This is a genomic window from Marivirga aurantiaca, assembly GCF_016679925.1.
Classification (GTDB): domain Bacteria; phylum Bacteroidota; class Bacteroidia; order Cytophagales; family Cyclobacteriaceae; genus Marivirga; species Marivirga aurantiaca.
Map to the genome: position 1 here is coordinate 190,832 of NZ_JAEQBW010000002.1, position 19,749 is coordinate 210,580.

Consider the following 19,749-nt stretch of genomic DNA (forward strand, 5'->3'; position numbering starts at 1 on the left):
ATGTTTGTCAGATGATTTTTTACTGGTCTTCTTTTTTAAAATAAATCCTCACTTTTGGTTTACTTGAACCTGACTCTTGTTTCTCATACCAAAGTAATTCATCTTCTATATGAAAGGCAATAAATGATTCTTCAGAAGTTTTTTTGTTGAAAAAATTAATTTGTGATAAAGATTCATCCATTTTCCAATAACCTGTATTTTGGTTCTGTCCTTTTCCCCCGTTATAAAACTTCCCTTCTTTTGATAGCAAAATCCATCGATCTGTGAAAGCATATTCAGAAGTATTGTCATAGCCATTGATAGTTACTTTTTCGACTTTCCATTTCCCTATTAAATCATTCTTATCCAAAAGGTTTAATTCCGGGATTTTTTCAATTCTTTTAAGTATTATTCTATAATGGCCATGTTTGTCTTCTAATTCTATATGTTCATCTGAAGCTTTTATTTTCCATTTTGTTACATTTTCTACAGGGCTACCATTAAGCAGAATTAATTCATTTTTCTCTGAATATATCAACCAGGTTTTTTCTTTTGTATCAGGAGTGCCGTAGGTAAAGGTTCCGTTTTCATGGAAAGCAAGGTGCCGATTGTATTGATTTACATATTTGGAGGTAAAATCGTGTCCATTTTCACTGATAGCTTCAATATACCAGTTCCCTATCACCATTTCAGGAGGTACTTCATATTTACAGCTAGTAAGCAGTGCACAGCTAATCAATATATAATTTAATAGTTTTTTCAAATCTTATACATCATTTGTAACTTGACTTCCGAACGCGTGTTTCCTTCAATCTGTTCATTTCCAGTACCTATAGTTTCTGCATCAAGATATTTAAACTGGGCCCATCTTGCCCAAATTTGAAGTTTCTTAGATAACTTATATTGAAGCAATGCATATGTACGCGTACCTGTATTTTGATAGGCAGGAATAGAAAAAGCATACAATACATCTTTTTCATATACATATTGCCTGTTCTCAAAATCTTCTGTATCAAAAATAGCATAACGAGTGCTTAATCGCAATTTTCCAAAGTCGAAATTAATGTCCTGAATGAGTGCCATTCCTGTAGTATATTCATTATCGAATAAAAACTCACTGAATTGTATTCTTGATTTGATTGAGATAAGACTTTTGGGCCTAATATCCAGATTTACAATATAGTTTCTTTTTTGTGCAGTGGCCAATCCATAGATGTTGGGATTTTCCGGCCTGTTTAAGTTTCTCTCCTTACTTTCTACTCTCGCTTGTCCATATAGGGAAATATTACGATTAAAATTATAGGTGATTCTTCCCAAGTACTCATTGCCTTTTGAGGGACCATCTGCCCTGAACCTGAGCCATGGAAATGTAAAGCGATCATAATAGGAAGAGATAATGAATTTCTTTGACGGTTGAAATTTAATTCCCCAATAGACACCTTGTTCATTTATGTTTCGGGTACTTTCACCAAAGGAAGTTCCGTAAAAAGAGTGAAAATCACGGTCGTAATTCCGCAAAATGAAGCTGGTTTGTAAGGAAGGGGAAATGGAAGCTATAAAGCCACCAATTGCTCCAACTCCTTGGGATTGACTAATGGCAGACTCTCCAAAAAAATGGAAATTACGCCAATAATAGTTGGCGAAAAGCCCGAGGATACGATTTACTTTACCTGAAAATTCAAATTGATTATATTTTTTTGGATTTCGTATAAAATCCCTGTCATAAACTGTCTGGATGTAATTCAATCCAATATTAAGATCTTCGGATGTATTATGAAAAAGAAGATTGCCACCAAAATTTTGAGATTGAATGGCATTTTTACCAGCTAACTCTGCTTCGGTTCTGTGAAATCCTGTCAATCGTATAGAGGTAAAAAATTCCTCTGCACTTTGGGCAGAATCAAGATCCACATTTCCATTTACTGAATTATAACTATAGAATGTAGTAAGGTCAATTTGTTTACTGAGCTCATAAGTAGCAGCAAGTCCACGAAAATAATTAGTTTCCAGAACGGAAGTATAGGGTAAAATACCCAAGTTACTTCTCCTGGCAGTGGCTACAGTTTCACTCCCTTTACCTACGGCAAATCCGGCACCAAAAATCAAAGATTGACCAAATTGCATCTGGTAATCACCTAATACGATATTTTTTAATTTGCCTTGATTCTGTAATTGGAAATGGAAAGAAAAGAAATCCATTCCATATTGTTCTTTTTTGGTATCCCAGGCAAACTGTTCACCTGCATCTTTTTCCGCTGTAAACCCTAAACTAAAGTCATTAGTGTGTTTTACTCTAAAACGGGCATATAGGCGGTTAGGGTCGCCCAAATATTGATGTTCCCTTTCATCTGAGGAAGTGTAGCCTCTTTTCTCTTCCAATGTACGGTCTGCTCTGATGATTAAATAATTATTCTCTTCACTCAAAATCCTTTTCAATAAGGGACGATTATCGGATTGTAATCCTCCTTCTCGTATGTCTACAAAAGGCAGTAAGTTATAGATGGTATTCAAATCAAATTCAGGGATGGCCTGTAATTCGTAAATACTTAGAAATTTGCCATTGGTATTTCTGTAGTTCAGGAATGCGTTGATCTGAATATTGCTTAGGACAAGCAGGGATTGTAAATCCTGACGATTGGCCTGGTTGAGATTTACCGGGGACTGATAAAGCTGAAATAGAGCCTCATATACATCTTCATAATTTGTGTCATCATCCTGCACTGAGAAATTACTTTCAATGAATTCTTCCAGATCAAAATCATTGAAGTCATTTTGAGCCAACATGGGGAAGGAGACTAAAAACAAAGAAAATGCCAGTATAAAATTAAATGACTTCATTTTTTGCGTAGAGCATATTGCATGGAGATAGCATGAGAAAATCCTAATTCAGGATGATTGCTCAATGCATAATCCCATTGTAATGATAAATATTTGAACCCAAGCCCGTAAAAAGTTTGAAATGAGCCGCTTTGCACCCCACTGCGCAAATAAAATTTTTCAAGGAAGTTATACTCGGCTCCAATTTTCATCAAAGATTTCTTTTGTATGTCTTTTTCAATTTCTGTATTTAGCATAAAATAAGCTTTTGGCCTATAGGAAGCTCCAAACTTCAATAAGGTAGGTACAGCTTGACTATCTTCGTTGCTTAATACACTTTGAGTAATATTGAGTGCTTGAGCACCTATCACTAGTTGAGGAGTTAAATTAGCAATTCCACCAAAGTCAATAGAGTAGGTGCCTTTTGTGCCAAAACCCATGATCTGATATTGCAAATAGTTTGCCCTTCCTCCTAATTGAATAATGCCAATTTCTGTCGCGTAACCTAAAGAAACTTTATGTTCGTTATAAAATTCATCGCCAAAACGAAAAACACCAATAAAAGCATTGCCTGATGGAATAGGGCTGGAAATTCCCAAAGCCATAAAGTTAAATCCATCCATTCCATAACGATTTTCATAATTGGCTCCCACTTCAAATTTGTCTGACTGGGAAATCCCGGCAGTATTTTGAAATCCGGCCCAAAGGTCTGAAATTGTAACTGAAGCGTCTCCCATACCAATGGCACGTCCACCAATGGGAGCATAAATGGATTGAGAAAATCCTGCTGAAATGAAACAACCCATAATAGTAGTAAACAGTATAATTTTTCTCATTCTTTGGAAATTTGAGAATGAAGTCATAAGATACTAGTACATCTATTATCTATTAGTTATAAATAGATTGACTCGGAAATATTAAACAAATATGAAAAATATTTATAAAATCACTAGCATATATTTAATTATTCTTCTTTTTTATGGGCAGCACGTATATAGTCAGAGTCCCGATTCTCTTTTTTATCCCACTGGGGAGTTAAAAGCTGTAGGAAAAGAGATTGATAATAGGAAAGATAGTCTTTGGATATTTTACTACCCCACCGGAGAGAAGAGTGCGGAGGAAAACTACAAGCAGGGACTTCTTGATAAGCAAGCTTTGTATTTTTATCCCAATGGACAAAAATCAGCCATTGAATTTTGGGTTGATGACGAGTTGCAGGATAGCGCCTATTACTTTTTTGAAAATGGAGATTTAGAAAAAAAAGGAATATATAAGAATAGCTTATATGAGGGAGAATGGCATTTCTGGTATGAAAATGAACATTTAAGACAGATTGGAAACTATGAAAATGGTACACCCCATGGCCCATGGTTTTTTTATGATTCCTTAGGAAATATAGAGCAAAAAGGTTTTTATAAAGAAGGGAAGGCAGATAGTTTATGGCAATATTTTGATCTAAAGGGGAATAAGACCTATCAGGGTCATTTCAAGGATGATAAAAGAGTAGGAGAGTGGTTTTATTTCTCCAGATGGGGTAGAAAGAAAAGAATTAACCCGGATGAGCTTGAAGAGGAGTAATTAAATACCAGCTTTTACATTAATGAAAAAACCAGCTTCATTCAATGCATTAACAGAATATTCCAGTCGTAATACTGCGTCATAATAAGTGACAAGATCCACTCCTACACCATAACTATAGAGATAGCGATTGGAAAGAATGGATCCGGTGGAGATATCAAGATTGTTTTCTACATATCCCTGATCAAAATATATTTTCACATATCCGGCAATGGGTACTTTTCTAAACTGCTTTAGCGGCATTAATTTACCGAGGTTAGCTTCGATAGAAAATAATCGTTTTTTCAATTCACTTTTATGCATAATATAATGTTGTCCTTGTATCACATAAAGCTCGTACCCTTTAAGCAGTTCATTGGCAAAACCCAAGCCGTTAAGTGTGGTATAGGGCTGGTTTTGTGGGAAGCTGGTATAGGCAGTGATTGAGGAGGCTATATTAAAGTTATGCTTTAGAGGCTTATATCGGCTCACTTTTAGATTTAAACTTCCCTGATTGATGTCATTGAATATTCCCAAACCATTTTTTTCGACAGTTACATCTATCAGGAAGCCTTTCAGGGGATAATTATTCCTGTCTCTGAAATCACGTCTAAAGTTATAGCGTAGGTTGAGCGATCGCTGTACAGATTTGCCATTGCCCAGGTAATCAGGGTTGAGTATGGCAATTGTGTCAGCCACAGATATTTGATTATAGGACAGCGCCACTGCATGTGCATTATAAAAATTTTCCCTATAGGTGAAATCAAGAGAGGTGTAAAATCTTGTGGATAGCAGATTCCTGCCTGAATTGTCCCCAAAAAGGCTATCAGCATCAATGAATTCTCTTTTGTCTTTAATGTTTTTTATATCAATTTGATCAAATTCACTATAAGAAGAATTGAAGCCAATTCCGAGTTTTTGTTTCTTATTAATATAGGGAATTCTATACCCCATGGTAAAGCGTCTTTTAAAGCCAAATTGGGCCATTACCCTCAATTTTTCATTTAAGCCTCTCACATTGAATTGATCAAATCGGAAACCGTATTCAAACCTGTCTGTTGCAGCATCCTGGTTAAACAGCCAGTCACTAAAGTTTCTGTCAGCCAGGTTGAATATAATACTTGGCCATATGTACCATCGCTCTTCAATAAAAAATTTAACTTCCACATCATTCCCTCCGGATTCTATAAAGGCAATCTCTCCTTGTACTGAATTGAATAAACCTGTATTGAATATTTTGTTTTCATCCAGTTTCACTAGTTTTCTTAATTCAAGCAAAGTATAGCCCAAGCCTGGTTCAATATCAATTTCCCTTGTGATAATTCTATTCTTGGTTTTTTTATTCCCTACTATTTGTATGCTGCGAACATTTACTATCCTGGTATCGGCACTATCAATTTCAATATTTTTAATTTGTACCTGATTGTTGTTTTTCTGAACTGAAATCTGGGAAAACCCATTATAGGAGGATAGAAGCAGAAAAATAAAAAGGAGAGGATATAGTATAAATTCACTTTGTTTACAAAGTGTGCTTTTAGATGCCCTATAGTATTTATATTTGTTAATAATCTCTGTATTAAAAATTTTAAATCAATCAATTGGCTTTCTTCACAAAACTCAAAACCATAAAGCTCATAAGGAAATTCGCTTCCTTGCCAATCATTTTTTATCAGTATGGAATTTCCCCATTTTTCCCGGCTTCATGCCGATATACCCCCACCTGCTCTGAATATGCCAAACAAGCGATTCTAAAACATGGAATCATCAAAGGGTCAAAATTAGCGGCAAAACGAATTTCCAAATGCCATCCCTGGGGCGGATCAGGTCACGATCCTGTTCCTTGATCCACTTTAATCAATTATTCCATTAGAATAGCAATTTTCATGTAGAATCATCAATTAATAAACTATTGAGTAGAAAAAAAAGATTCAGCTTTTAATTCCTTTCTCTGCCTTAAAGGACATAATAATAAAATAAACGCCCGCCAGTACAAGCGGAATACTTAGCCACTGCCCCATATTTAATGCAAGATTTTCTTCAAAAGCTACCTGGTTTTCTTTCAAAAATTCGTAGAAGAACCTCAATCCAAAACTTCCAATTAGAAAGATACCAAAAAGACGTCCATCTGCCAGCCCACTTCTATTTTTATTCCATAAATAGAAAAGCAAAAGGAATAGGAAAAAATGAGAAATCCCCTCATATAATTGAGCAGGGTGTCTTGGTATGCCTTCTCCATATATAGTGGCTGTTACCTTTCCATCTTTCTCTGAGTATTGTATTTTGGGTTTACTACCAAATACTGCGTGTTCCGTGATTTGTTCGTTTTGTAAATAGTCAGTCAATGTTTTTTCCGTGTAATTTTTCACTACATCTATGTCATTTCCTGCACTGTATTCTATACTTAATTCTATAGGATGATTAAACTCGTAGTCGACACCTTCTTGTGCAGAAGCTTTTTCTATGGAAACATCCTCTATGGCTGTGTTTAAATAGTTAATTCGGGTTTCGACATCCCGTCCAAACACTACCCCATAATTGCTATCTGTTGGCAGACCGATTATTTCAGAGTTAACAAAGTTGCCGGTTCTTATTAAAGTGGCTGTTATGGCAACTACAATTACTATCCTGTCCAGAATCCAGAGATAGCTGATATCTTTATATTTTCTGGAAAACAGATACAAAGCGATCAGTATTCCTGCTGCGCCCCCATGACTTGCAAGTCCACCTTCCCACACTTTGAGAATATCCAGCGGGTTGCTGAGGTATTTGGCAGGTTCGTAAAATAGCACATGCCCAAGCCTGGCACCTATTATAGTAGCTATTACCATGTAGAATGTCAGTACTTCTACCTCTTTCTCAGATTTACCTTCTTTCTTGAATATGTGAAACATTATTTGCTGTGAGATAATAAAACCTAATGCAAATAATAATCCGTACCACCTTAATTCTGTAAAACCCAGATCGACAATATATGGTTTGGGTGACCAAACAATGTAACTCAACATAAATTTATTATTTGTGACAAAATTAGGGTAAAAACTAAGAATTCAATGTGTTAATTCCATTTTTCCAAAATAGATAGCTCTTCCTGAAATCCTGAAGATAAAATGGGGAATCTACACCAGGTTTTAGGATCTACATTAAAGGTGTCTAAATGGAAGGAGGGGGCTAACCTTTCCCTTTTCCACTGATTTCGAGCCCATAATTTGAAGAACTTTATAATCGCTTCTTTTAAATTTCTCTCTTCATGAGGGGTTATTTCTTTTAATTTCTCATAAACCTCTACAGGGGAAAGTTTTTCTTCAATGGCCAGCTTTTCAATAGAGAGAAGTAGCTGATATGGCATTAGGTCTGTTTCATCAGTTTGATTTTCACCTTTTGGCCGTAGTTCGGCACTTGGCTGTAACTTGTTCACATAACCCAGACTTTTATAGTTTAGTGTGTTTTCGGCCCATTTTAGCCACTGAATAATAAAAAATTTATCAATAGCAGCAATTGGAGCAATGCTTCCGCTTGTATCTCCATCCATTGTGGTATAACCTACATCTCCCTCACTTCTGTTAGAAGTGGTAATAAGCAATGCATTATTGATGTTGGCGAGCATCCATATGATGGGAGACCTGGCCCGTGCCTGAATATTTTGTAAAGCAATGTCATCCCTTTCCCAACTTAGCTGTCTGTTAAGGCTTTGTTCTATTTTCTTAGTATAGGTTTCCACCTCATCATCAATACCCCAGTGGTAAAATACAGCCCCTATCTCTTTGGCCAGTTTCCTGGCAGATTCATAGGTGTTATGCCCGGAATTTTTAGTGCTTTGATAGGCCGTAGTCAGTAATTTGTGGGTGATAAATTGCTCCGGCTGCTGGTTTTTGGTAATTTCATTGAGCCACTCTTTTTTGTGGATTTTTTCCAGAAATCTTGCAAGGCCCAATTCTTTCAGCCCTAGCCTGACCATTTCCGCTACCAGGATTGCACAAGTGGAAGAGTCAGCCCCCCCGCTTAAGGATAATACAAAGCCGTTGCTCTTGCTTTTTCTTAAGTAGTCGAACAAGGCTAAGGCCACTGCATGTTGAAATTCTTCATTTGACCTGGCTTCGTAAAGTTCAGCTTCTTTTGTTTCATCATTGGTATCCCAGCAGCAAATCTGAAAATCATGAAAGGAAAGTAATTGGTTTTTCAAAATGAGCGTACCTTCTTTGGCAATCATTACTTCTCCATCATAGATCATACGGCCTGCCTCATTGCCTAATAGATTGGCATATATGTAGGTGCATTTATATTGTTTGGAACTGCTGATGACCAATTCCTGCCGGATAATGCTTTTGCCAATGGCAAAATGACTAGCACTTGGGTTTAAAATTAAATTGACCTCTTTTTCCATAAACCTGCAAGCAGGGCGATCCACCCTCCAGGCATCTTCACATATTTCAAAACCAATTTTGTAATTGGCAAACTCAATGATGTAGTCTCCCATCAGATAATCTTTCCCTTTCCAATGAATGTTGGATTGCTGGCTATATTTCCAGGGAGTAAACCAGCGAGGTTCATAATGAACGCCATCATTAGCCAGGTTTTGCTTCGGGATAATATGAAGTAATTCACCATTTTGAATAAATGCTACGCAGTTATAGAGATTATCCTCATGTTTTACTGGAAGTCCTACTGCACAAGCAATGTTTTTGGTGTTTGGAAGAATCTTTTCTATCAATATGTCAAAACACTTTTTCCACAACCAGTTGCTTAAGAACATATCTTCACAACCATATCCACAAATACTTAACTCAGGAAAGCAGATAAGATCTATTTGTTCTTTCCTCGCCTCTTCCAATGCATGGATTATGTTTTCAGAGTTTCCTTTCCAATCTAATGGAGTTTGGTTCAATGTAGCTCCTGCTATTTTCATGTGTATATAATTGTTTTTTAGTAATCACATGGTATAACCTGAACATAATTCTCTTGCTGAATGAACGTTTTGTTTCCAAATATTCACCCTCGGTTGGTATGTTCGGCTTATGGTTATTTCATAGATTATTGTTATTTGGAAAATTGTAGTTTATTGTGGTTTGATCAATTAATCAACTACGAATTCTTCCTCATGTCGTTTGTGAATATGAATTTATAGTAATATAGGTGATTGTTTAACTTATCGTGAGTGGACAAAACCAATCAACTTCTGCTTTTCAGCTTGAATATAAGCGATAGTTAACCAAATTTAATGAAATAGATGATAGATTTTTGATATAAGTTGCAAACTTGCTGAATCACTTTGCCCTCCCCATTTTTTTAAAGGACTTTTATAGATATTATTTGCTCTTCTAATCTAACTTATACAATTGACAGGCCTTGAAAGCTGCATTTTGTTCAGCTTTTTTCTTGTTTAAACCTGATCCGTGGGCTATCGTTTTTCCATCAATTTCAATAACAGCCTTAAATTCTTTTTTTCTTTTTTCTTGAATTATGTCTACAATATTGAATGATATTTCTTTACCGGTTTTTTGTGACCATTCAATAAGAATACTTTTGTAATTCGTATTGTTTTTGATGATTTCATCCAAATCATAATGGGGCTGAAGTAGTCGGTTAATTATGAATTTCCGACAAGATTTATAGCCTTTGTCCAAATATACTGCCCCAATAAAAGCTTCCATCATATCTCCATACAAAGACTTATAACTGTATTTGTTTTGGACGAGATCTACATCCAGTAGTGCTTTGATCCCTACTTTTCTGGCTAATTGGCTCAGTGATTCTCTGTTGACTAACCTGGAGCGTATTTCTGTAAGAAAACCCTCATCTTTGAAAGGATATTTTTTAAAAAGATAATCTGCTACTACAGCTCCTAATATGGCATCACCTAAATACTCAAGGCGCTCATTAGATTGTTTGAAGCCGTTGTGGTGCGATTTGGCTATGCTACTGTGTTGGGTCACTAAGCGGTATAGCTCTAAACGAAAAGGCCTATAACCCACAATGTTTTTTATTGCAGCTATAAGCCTTTTGTCTTTATCAGAATATTTTTTAAGTCGAAAAAAAAGATGCTTAATCAATGTGAATGATTAGTCATTAAGTTTTTTCAACACAATGGAGGTATTATGTCCTCCAAAGCCGAAAGTATTGCTCAATACTGTATTGACCTTTCGAGATTGCGCCTTATTGAATGTAAAATTCAATTTAGGATCAAACTGATCATCATCTGTAAAATGATTGATTGTTGGAGGAATCATTTGTTTTTCCAACGCAAAAATACAAGCAAGGGCTTCAATGGCACCGGCTGCACCTAAGAGATGACCGGTCATTGATTTAGTTGAACTTATATTTAAGTTGTAGGCATGCTCTCCAAATACTTTCTTAATGGCTGATGACTCACTTAAATCCCCTAAAGGGGTAGAAGTACCATGTACATTAATGTAATCAATTTCAGTATGATCAATTTCTGCATCTTTCAATGCGTTTTTCATCACATTGGTAGCTCCCAACCCTTCAGGGTGTGGTGCAGTCATGTGATAAGCATCTGCGGACATTCCGCCACCAATTATCTCAGCGTAGATTTTTGCTCCCCTGGCTTTGGCATGCTCATACTCTTCCAGTATAAGGGCCCCGGCACCTTCTCCTAATACAAAGCCATCTCTGTCTTTGTCAAAAGGCCTGGAAGCTGTAGCGAAATCATCATTTCTTTCGGACAAAGCTTTCATTGCATTAAAGCCCCCAATACCTGATTCTGTCACTGAAGCTTCAGAACCACCGGATATGAATATGTCAGCCGTGCCCAATCGAATGTAATTGTATGCATCTATCAAGGCATTTGTTGCAGATGCACATGCCGAAACAGTAACAAAATTAGGACCCCTAAAGCCATATTTGATCGAAATCAAACCGGCACAAATATCAGTGATCATTTTTGGGATAAAGAATGGATTGAATCTTGGGTTTCTATCATTGGTTACAAAATTATCAACTTCCTCCTGGAAAGTTTTTAATCCTCCAATTCCTGATCCCCAGATTACTCCAGCTCTATCTAAATTAATTTTTTCCAGGTCAAGCTTGGAATCCTGAATAGCCTGCTCTGCTACAATCATTCCGAATTGAGTAAAAGGATCCATTTTCCTGGCTTCCTTTCTGTCGAAATAATCCTCAGCGTTGAAATTTTTTACTTCACAAGCAAACTGTGTTTTGAATTTAGACGCATCGAATCTAGTAATGGGACCGGCACCGCTTTTACCAGCAGATAAGCTTTCCCAGTATTCTTCAACTGTGTTTCCTATAGGTGTGAGCGCACCCAGTCCCGTTACAACTACCCGTTTTAAATTCATAAATGAATTTTGGTGATATGAAATTATTTTACGTTTTCTTCTAAGTAAGAGATGGCCTGACCAACCGTCCCGATATTCTCAGCTTGATCATCCGGAATGGAAATATTGAATTCTTTTTCAAATTCCATGATTAACTCAACTGTGTCAAGTGAATCGGCTCCTAAATCATTAGTGAAACTTGCCTCAGCTGTCACCTCTGATTCTTCTACACCTAGCTTATCAATGATAATTGCCTTTACTTTCTGTGCTATTTCAGACATTATTTTAGAATTTTAGTTTTAAATACTCCGCAAAGAAATGTATTTCCCTCATTAATGTCAAACTATTTTTTCATTCTTAAGGTATTTTAAATAATTTAATGATTAAATCAACCCTAAATATGATTCCTCGAATTATTAATTATCTTGATTTCTATGCATAAGAACGTTTTAAAAGCAGATGCGCCTTTCGATTTCCAATTGTTGGGATTTTCTACTCCATTGCCTGATTTTCAACTCGCCTGGCATATTAACCAGGTACTAAACATTCATTTGAAAAGAGGAAATGACCATGAGATCGCTTTTAAAAACAATCAATTTTTGCGGACTTCCAATTTTCAATATAAAACAGAGCACCTTTGTATAAAACTTATCAAAAACAGAGTAGAAGAGAGTGAAGATTTTGCTTATGTGATACCTGAAGCCAAAAATATAGACTATTTCCTTGTAATTCAGGATGAAACAAAAGATTTGGAAATACTTATTGTAAAAAATACACTAAGTAAAATAAAAAATGTAAATTTGGTTCAGAAAATGGATCTGGAAAGGCTGAAATCTGTAGATAATCTAATCGATATTTAGCGATATTTATTAGATTTTGAATAAGATAGATACGTCTTTTTGGATTTTCTTTTTATTTCAGAGATGAATAAGACTGCATTAAAAATCATTAACTTTTATGAAAACTCAATCTATTAAATTTAATAAATCAAAAATAGTGGCAACTGTTGGGCCAGCATCCAATACTAAAGAAATGCTTCAGAAATTGGTAATGGCAGGAGCGGATGTGTTTCGACTTAATTTTTCACACGGGGATCATAAAGTGCACCAGCAAACTTTTGATTTTATTAAGGAAATAAATAAGGAATGGGGAACTAATGTTAGTGTCTTGCAAGATTTGCAGGGGCCTAAAATCCGACTGGGTGAGATAAAGGATGGTGAAGTTGAAATTAAAGAAGGGGATGAATTTATTGTTACCACACAGGAAATGGTTGGCGATAATAAAAAGGCCAGCACTACTTATTTAGGATTGCCCAGTGATGTTAAAAAAGGAGACCAGATATTAATAGATGATGGTAAGATAGAGTTGTTGGTTAAATACGTGGAGGGATGGAATGTTCACACCATGGTAGTATATGGTGGTATGCTTAAATCCAAAAAGGGAATTAACTTGCCTTCTACCAATGTTTCTGCTCCAAGTTTAACTGAAAAAGATTTGAACGATCTTAAATTTGGATTGAAGAATGATGTAGAATGGATTGCACTTTCTTTTGTACGATCAGCAGCAGATGTTTTGGATTTACAAAACAGGATTAAATATGCAGGGAAATCTTGCAAAGTGGTGGCTAAAATTGAAAAGCCTGAAGCTTTAAAAGATATTGATAATATTATTGCTGCTACAGATGCAGTGATGGTGGCCAGAGGGGACTTAGGAGTAGAGATTCCTATGGAAGATGTGCCACTGGCGCAAAAAATGATGGTTGAGAAGTGCAATAAAGCCTGTAAACCGGTGATTATTGCTACCCAGATGATGGAGAGCATGATTGAAAATCCCCGACCTACAAGAGCTGAAACCAATGATGTGGCCAATGCTATTTTAGATGGTGCCGATGCTGTAATGCTTTCTGCTGAATCAGCAGCTGGTAAATATCCGGTGGAGTCTGTTCAGAGTATGACGCAAACTATTGCGAGTATAGAAAAGCATGATAATATCTTTTTTAAATATGGGCATGTAACCAAGGAGTCAAAAACTTTTATGAGTGATAATTTGGTGCAGACGGCATGTAAACTAGCAGAGGAAACCAATGCCAAAGCTATAATAGGTATGACCAAATCAGGCTATACAGCTTATAGATTGGCAAGTCACAGGCCAAAAGCAGATATATTTATTTTTACTGGCAACAGTCAATTACTTGAAACCCTTAATTTGGTGTGGGGTGTAAGAGGTTTCTATTACAATAAGTATGAAAGTACTGATAAAACTTTTTCAGATATTGAGAGCAGGCTTAAAAAAGACAATCATGTTCAAAAAGGAGATGTCATCATTTTAACCGCAAGTATGCCTATTAAGGAAAAACATAGAACGAATATGCTTAAAGTGAAGGTGGTAGATTAAATCATCTTGTATTAACAAAAGGGGGAAGGGCTACAATGTGTATAGTACTTCCCCTTTTTTTAAATAATTATTTTAGGGGGATTTCAACATATATCAAAGTTCCTTTTTTGGGAGCTGAGTCAATCACCATTTTGCCGGACAAGCTCTCTGCCCTTTTACGCATATTGAATAAACCAAAACTACTGCTTCCTTTATTCAGTTTTTCTTCCACATCAAAGCCTTTTCCATCATCTTCAATTGTTAGTTGTAAAATTTGATCCTGTAGCACTAGTTGCAAAAATACTTCTTTGGCTTCCGCATATTTAATGATGTTGTTTAAGGATTCCTGGGTAATTCTGAATAAATTATATTCTATATTCTGATTCTCTACCCGTTTTTTAAGGTTGGTGTAAAATTTAAATTGAGTGTTGGTGCTATTGGTTAAATCTTCCAGTAAGCTTTTAACAGTCTCTATGTAGCCGAAATCTTCCACTGCTTTTGGAATGAGACTATAGGCTATATGTCGTGTTTCATGGAGTCCTTTTTCCAAATGATGGAATCCCCTCATATATTTCTCAGACTTCTTCTCGTCCAAAAGCTCAAATACATTTCCTACTGATTCGAAATTCATTAAAGCGATAGTAAGCGTTTGCTGGAGGCCATCATGAATATCTCGGGCAATTCTGCTCTTTTGCCTGTCTTCAGCTTCCAATACAGCAGACATAATACGTTCCTCACTGTTAATTCTTTCTGTTATGTCCTGAATGACCATTAAAAAACCATATACTTTTCCTCTTGAAGTTAAAGGGCCAATTAATGTGGAATGCCAATTGTAGTTTTTATAAAAATCGAACCCTCTTGTAATAATATTCACATTTTTTCTGTGCTTTACTACTTGATTCATAGCTTTTACGAATGATTTCATCTCATCTTCAGGCATGAAATTGGTGATATTTCTACCGATGTCAGCCATTTTAATTCCTCCAAATTCAATATTAATTTCTTTAATTACACCATCTGTATCAGTGTGAAGAATCTGGGCGGGCACATTTTCAGAAATCAGCCTGTATTTTTCCATGGTTTCCTGAAGCTGTTTGTGGTAATAATTTTTTTGGCGCATCGCTTCCACCATCTGATAGGCATTTTCAATATCCAATTTCAATGCTTCAAAATTTTGCGATTTTTCATGAAAGCGATAAATATGGACTTTATTGATGGCCATAAACATTACTTCCTGACTTACTACACCGGTAAGTAGAATTCTTGCGACTTCAGGTTGAATATCTTTTATGGCTTCTAGAAATTCTATACCATCCATGTGTGGCATTATTTGATCGGTTAGAATTACATCTACCTCTTTTTCCTTCAGATAGTTAATTGCTTTTGAAGGATCAGTTTCTCCTATTATTTCATAATTGTCCTCTAAATTGGCTTTTAATAATACTATATTGATTTCGTCATCGTCAAGATAAAACACTTTAGGTTTCCTACTGATTGGCTTTTCCATTGGTTAATTAATTTACTAAGTTTCTAAAGTTATTATTATATTTCGAAATGATAAAGATTTTACTTGTAGATGATCATCGGTTGATAAGGGATGGTATCCGCTTTTACTTAGAATCCGAGGATAATATTTCCATTGTAGGAGAGGCTTCAAATGGAAAAGAAGGAATTATATTTTTAGAAAAGAACCCTGGAGGGGTGGATTTGGTCATGACTGATATTAGCATGCCTGAGATGAATGGTGTAGATTTCACTATAGCAATTCAGAAAAACTTTTCTGAAGTTAAAGTATTAGGCCTCACCATGATAAAAGATAGCCAGTATGTAAAGCAAATGTTGCAGGCAGGGGCTTCCGGTTATTTATTGAAGAATGCCAGGGAAAAAGAAATTGTAGAAGCGATTAATACAATCATGAAAGGCGGGACTTATTATGCTCAGGAAGCTACTCAGGCCATTATGGACTTTATGAGCAAGAAAAAGAAAAGCGATGATGTGGTTTCTATTTCAGCCCGGGAGAAAGAAGTGTTGAGGCTTATAATAGATGAGTTGAGCAATCAGGAAATAGCTGATAAACTTTTTATAAGTATACGGACTGTTGAAGCCCACAAACGTAATTTATTGGAAAAAACAAACTCTAAAACCCTGGCAGGACTGGTTAAGTATGCCATCAACAATTTCCTTTTTGAAGACTTATAAAATTGATTCTTTTTAAAAGAAGTTAATCAATAGCTATTTTTATTCTAAACTAAAGATGAAGATGTAAAGTAAGTTCCGGTTTTTTACATTCAAAGATGCGAAAGCCGGTAATTATGAATATGTATTATATGAAAAGAATATTCGAAATCTTCAGCAATTCTTTCCCGATACGTTTGCTTATTATCCATTTTAAAAAGAACCAGGTATTGCTATTATGTTGGTTGCTTTTATTTCTTATCATTAATGGATCCTTTGCCAGAGGGTTGGGAATCCCTTATTTATTTCTTTCTCCTGAATATTTGAATGAAGTAAGCTATTTGAGTTTCTTGATTGTAGGACTCACTTTAGGAGGGCTTATAGTGGCATTTAATATAGCCTCTTACATTTTAGACGGCCCTCGCTTTCAATTCATTGGTGCTATTTCAAAGCCTTTTTCTAATTTCTCCCTCAATAATTCTCTTATTCCGCTTGCTTTTTTGATTAACTATATCATCCAAATTGTTAATTACCAAATGTTATATGAGTTTATGAGCTTATTTGATGCCCTTCTACTGGCATCTGCACTGCCACTGGGTGTCATCCTTTCCATACTCACTTTGCAGGTTTACTTCTGGTTTACCAATAAAGACGTGAGGGATGTATTAGCTGAACGGGTGGAAAAAAGGATAAGAAAGTTAACTGTGGCAAGGATAGTTGCTGTTAAACGGCATAAATCCATAAAAAACAACAAAATCAAAATATCTGGATATTTTGATTTCCGTTTTGGATGGCGCAAATTGGATAAGAAGAACAAAGGACATCTTGCTTTAATTGTTTCGAGTATCTTTAACCAGAATCATTTAAATACTGTAATAGCGGAGCTTTTCATTTTCGCACTCATATTGTTGTTGGGAGTGTTTAGAGAATATCCTGTATTTCAAATTCCTGCAGCAGCAAGTACAATTCTGTTTATTACAATCATTTTAATGTTTATTGGTGCTATCACTTTTTGGTTCAGGGGCTGGGCAATTACAGTTAGCCTTGCTTTATTCTTTGTAATCAATTTTCTTGTCACTTTGGACTTTTTAAGTAAAGAGCATTATGCTCATGGCCTTAATTATAAAACAGAGCCTGTTGTTTATAATATAGAGAATATTCAGAGACTTAGTAGTAAAAAAATCATTCAGGAAGACAAACAGACTACTTTGGGAATACTGGAGAATTGGCGTAGTAAGTTTGATCATAAACCTAAAATGATTCTGCTTACTGCTAGCGGAGGAGGGCAGAGGGCAGCTTACTGGACTATGCACGCCCTTCAGCAACTTGATAGCGCAACATCGGGTAGAATGTTTGATCATACTGTAAGTATCACAGGGGCTTCGGGAGGATTAATTGGAGCGGCCTACTTCAGGGAATTGAAATATCAGGAAAAAGTAAACTCGGGTTTAAGCCCTTATAGAAGAGAATTTCTTAATAATATTGGACAAGAAGCGTTGAACCCGATTATTTTCAGCTTGTTAACGAATGATATTTTTATCAGATATCAAAAATTCAAGTACGGAGGATATAGTTATCCCAAGGACAGAGGTTATGCGTTTGAACAAAAACTTAATAGAAATACTGAAGGGATATTGAATAAGAAATTAATCGATTATCGGACATTGGAATTGAATGCTGATATCCCGATTCTGTTCCTGGCACCAACAAGCGTGAACGATGGAAGGAAACTCTATATTACCCCTCATTCCGTGAGCTACATGGCTGAAAATCCTTACAAGAGTGATTCTCTCGAGATAATGTTTCAAAGCAGGAGCATTGATTTTCTAAGGACTTTTGAAGAGCAGGATTCCAAGAATCTGAGTTTTCTTACTGCATTGAGAATGAGTGCATCATTCCCTTATATTACTCCCAATGTAAATTTGCCCAGCAATCCTTCACTGGAGATCATGGATGCTGGTCTTGCAGATAATTTCGGAATTAGTGACGCAGTTTTATTTTTATATAATTTTCAGGGCTGGATTAAGGAGAATACCTCTGGGGTAATTATATTATCTATCAGGGATTCCAGGAAAGCAGCAATTATTGAGCAAAAGGAGAATCTTTCTATCACGGATAAAATATTTACTCCCATTACGAATATTTATAATAACTGGTCTAAAATACAAGATGGACGAAATGATTTACTGGTAGAATATGCAAGGGAATGGTATGAGGGAGATTTGCAACATTTATGGATTTCCTATGATGCAGACATGGAAATAAACAATGAAAAAGTTTCTGATTTAGTGCATATTGAGGAACGAGCCTCTTTAAGCTGGCGCCTTACTGGCAGGGAGAAATTTAATATCCGCAATGCCATATGGGCAGAAGAAAACCAGAGGGTTATCAAGTTTCTGTATCAGGAACTGGGAGATTAATGAACTTATATTTCTTTATTTTCTACTGTTTTAGCTACTTGCTCTATATTGACTCTTGTCTTTGGTAAGGCATCAGGATAATTCTCCTGAATGAAAACCAACATTTTTTCTCTGATAAAACATCTTAAATCCCATGCGGTAGGAGAGTTTTTGGCAGTCATTAGCAAACGTAATTGCATTGTTCTTTCTGTACAATCCACTACTTGTAAAACTTTGGCTTTCCCGTCCCAAAGTGGAGTTTCTTCAAGAAATCCGTCAAATGCTTCCCTTAATTTAGCAATTGGAATGGTATAATCTGTGAAAAGGAATACGGAACCCATGATGTCTGCGGAATTCCTGGTCCAGTTTTGAAATGTCTTTTCCGTAAAATAGGTGATGGGAACCACTAAGCGTCTCAAATCCCAGACTTTGATCACTACATAAGTCAGGTTTATTTCTTCAACCCATCCCCATTCATTTTCTACTATTACCGCATCCCCGATTTTTATAGGCTGGGTAAAAGCAATTTGAAAGCCTGCCATTAAGTTACCGATAGTTTTTTGTGCGGCAAATCCAATGATAATTCCCGCTACACCAGCAGAAGTCAATAATGTAGCACCATATTTTCTAACCCCGTCAAATTGAAGTAAAATCAGGCTAATTGCAATGATGGAGACAATTACTATTATAAGTTTCCTTAAAAAATTTATTTGGGTAACAGCTTGCCTTTCCTTTATGTTGTCGTCTTTATCTATGTCATAGTTCATTAATAGAACGTCCTGGATAAAGTATATCAATCGAATAATAATGATTGTAAATGAGACTATGATAGTAATCTCTAAAATATTATCAAGCGAGTTGGTTAACTGTTCAGAAAGGTTTAGATCAGGTAAATAGGCCAATAAAATCATTGCAGGAATGAAAAGGAAAATACTTCCTTTAAATCTTACGGAAAGTCTGTGTACTAGCTTTTTGTTCTTTCTATCACTGGAGAAATGAAGTATTTTGAAAAATGTAAAGCGTATGATTAAACCAACTATAAAAGAAAGAACAGCAAGAATAAAAAAATGTATAAGCGGAGAATTACTCCATTGAGTAATTAATGAAATCATGATTTAATCTTTTTATGTGTGCATTAGTAAACGGATTAATCCGTTTTA

General features: G+C 35.8%; 17 protein-coding genes. 6 read left to right on the top strand and 11 right to left on the bottom strand.

The features are described from left to right. Nucleotides 1-19: 19 nt before the first annotated feature. From JKA74_RS06325 to JKA74_RS06335, 3 genes are read right to left on the bottom strand one after another with little or no spacing between them, the layout of a single operon-like run. Nucleotides 20-742 (bottom strand): hypothetical protein, encoded by a 723-nt coding sequence (locus tag JKA74_RS06325; protein ID WP_201430323.1) that lies wholly within the window; start codon nucleotides 740-742, stop codon nucleotides 20-22. After that, on the bottom strand, nucleotides 739-2,817 hold the full coding sequence (locus tag JKA74_RS06330) for a ComEA family DNA-binding protein (RefSeq protein ID WP_201430324.1): 2,079 nt from the start codon (nucleotides 2,815-2,817) through the stop codon (nucleotides 739-741). The genes JKA74_RS06325 and JKA74_RS06330 overlap by 4 nt, the downstream gene beginning before the upstream one ends. Then, on the bottom strand, nucleotides 2,814-3,632 hold the full coding sequence (locus JKA74_RS06335; RefSeq protein WP_201430325.1) for a PorV/PorQ family protein: 819 nt from the start codon (nucleotides 3,630-3,632) through the stop codon (nucleotides 2,814-2,816). Before JKA74_RS06335 ends, JKA74_RS06330 begins: the two co-directional genes overlap by 4 nt. A gap of 91 nt (nucleotides 3,633-3,723) precedes the next feature. Here JKA74_RS06335 and JKA74_RS06340 point away from each other — a divergent pair, with 91 nt between their 5' ends. Continuing rightward, the gene (locus JKA74_RS06340) at nucleotides 3,724-4,374 is read left to right on the top strand and encodes a toxin-antitoxin system YwqK family antitoxin (RefSeq protein WP_201430326.1); all 651 of its coding nucleotides are present in this window, start codon (nucleotides 3,724-3,726) and stop codon (nucleotides 4,372-4,374) included. On the opposite strand, the gene JKA74_RS06345 is transcribed toward JKA74_RS06340, so the two are convergent. Beyond that, entirely contained in the window at nucleotides 4,375-5,937 is a 1,563-nt protein-coding gene (locus JKA74_RS06345) for a BamA/TamA family outer membrane protein (protein ID WP_317193574.1), read from the bottom strand. It abuts the gene before it with no gap. Nucleotides 5,938-5,978: 41 nt separating this feature from the next. On the opposite strand from JKA74_RS06345, the gene yidD reads away from it, so the two are divergent. Beyond that, nucleotides 5,979-6,197, top strand: coding sequence for a membrane protein insertion efficiency factor YidD (yidD, locus tag JKA74_RS06350; RefSeq protein WP_201430654.1), 219 nt, complete (start codon nucleotides 5,979-5,981; stop codon nucleotides 6,195-6,197). An 84-nt stretch (nucleotides 6,198-6,281) separates the two neighbouring features. Here yidD and lgt read toward each other — a convergent pair whose 3' ends face one another. From lgt to JKA74_RS06375, 5 genes are all read right to left on the bottom strand, one after another. Then, complete coding sequence (lgt, locus tag JKA74_RS06355) at nucleotides 6,282-7,358, bottom strand: prolipoprotein diacylglyceryl transferase (RefSeq protein WP_201430328.1); 1,077 nt, start codon at nucleotides 7,356-7,358, stop codon at nucleotides 6,282-6,284. A 50-nt stretch (nucleotides 7,359-7,408) separates the two neighbouring features. Beyond that, nucleotides 7,409-9,256 (bottom strand): NAD(+) synthase, encoded by a 1,848-nt coding sequence (gene nadE / locus JKA74_RS06360; protein ID WP_201430329.1) that lies wholly within the window; start codon nucleotides 9,254-9,256, stop codon nucleotides 7,409-7,411. Between the two features lie 412 nt (nucleotides 9,257-9,668). Continuing rightward, complete coding sequence (gene rnc / locus JKA74_RS06365; RefSeq protein ID WP_201430330.1) at nucleotides 9,669-10,400, bottom strand: ribonuclease III; 732 nt, start codon at nucleotides 10,398-10,400, stop codon at nucleotides 9,669-9,671. 9 nt (nucleotides 10,401-10,409) lie between these two features. Beyond that, nucleotides 10,410-11,663 (bottom strand): beta-ketoacyl-ACP synthase II, encoded by a 1,254-nt coding sequence (fabF, locus tag JKA74_RS06370; protein ID WP_201430331.1) that lies wholly within the window; start codon nucleotides 11,661-11,663, stop codon nucleotides 10,410-10,412. Between the two features lie 23 nt (nucleotides 11,664-11,686). Continuing rightward, complete coding sequence (locus tag JKA74_RS06375; RefSeq protein WP_013453317.1) at nucleotides 11,687-11,923, bottom strand: acyl carrier protein; 237 nt, start codon at nucleotides 11,921-11,923, stop codon at nucleotides 11,687-11,689. Nucleotides 11,924-12,076: 153 nt separating this feature from the next. Here JKA74_RS06375 and JKA74_RS06380 point away from each other — a divergent pair, with 153 nt between their 5' ends. After that, nucleotides 12,077-12,502: an IPExxxVDY family protein gene (locus tag JKA74_RS06380; RefSeq protein WP_201430332.1), complete on the top strand. Its 426-nt coding sequence runs from the start codon at nucleotides 12,077-12,079 to the stop codon at nucleotides 12,500-12,502. Nucleotides 12,503-12,599: 97 nt separating this feature from the next. Beyond that, a complete protein-coding gene (gene pyk / locus JKA74_RS06385; RefSeq protein WP_201430333.1) occupies nucleotides 12,600-14,036 on the top strand; it encodes a pyruvate kinase in 1,437 nt (478 codons plus the stop codon). 67 nt (nucleotides 14,037-14,103) lie between these two features. Here the strand turns inward: pyk and JKA74_RS06390 are convergent, their stop codons facing one another. Further along, the gene (locus JKA74_RS06390; protein WP_201430334.1) at nucleotides 14,104-15,522 is read right to left on the bottom strand and encodes a response regulator; all 1,419 of its coding nucleotides are present in this window, start codon (nucleotides 15,520-15,522) and stop codon (nucleotides 14,104-14,106) included. A gap of 47 nt (nucleotides 15,523-15,569) precedes the next feature. On the opposite strand from JKA74_RS06390, the gene JKA74_RS06395 reads away from it, so the two are divergent. Then, nucleotides 15,570-16,214, top strand: a complete 645-nt coding sequence (locus JKA74_RS06395; RefSeq protein WP_201430335.1) for a response regulator transcription factor — start codon at nucleotides 15,570-15,572, stop codon at nucleotides 16,212-16,214. Between the two features lie 128 nt (nucleotides 16,215-16,342). Beyond that, nucleotides 16,343-18,610 carry a patatin-like phospholipase family protein gene (locus tag JKA74_RS06400; RefSeq protein WP_201430336.1) on the top strand — a complete coding sequence of 756 codons (2,268 nt, stop codon included), beginning with the start codon at nucleotides 16,343-16,345 and terminating at the stop codon, nucleotides 18,608-18,610. Between the two features lie 5 nt (nucleotides 18,611-18,615). Here JKA74_RS06400 and JKA74_RS06405 read toward each other — a convergent pair whose 3' ends face one another. Further along, nucleotides 18,616-19,701, bottom strand: a complete 1,086-nt coding sequence (locus JKA74_RS06405) for a mechanosensitive ion channel family protein (protein WP_201430337.1) — start codon at nucleotides 19,699-19,701, stop codon at nucleotides 18,616-18,618. Nucleotides 19,702-19,749: the final 48 nt, after the last annotated feature.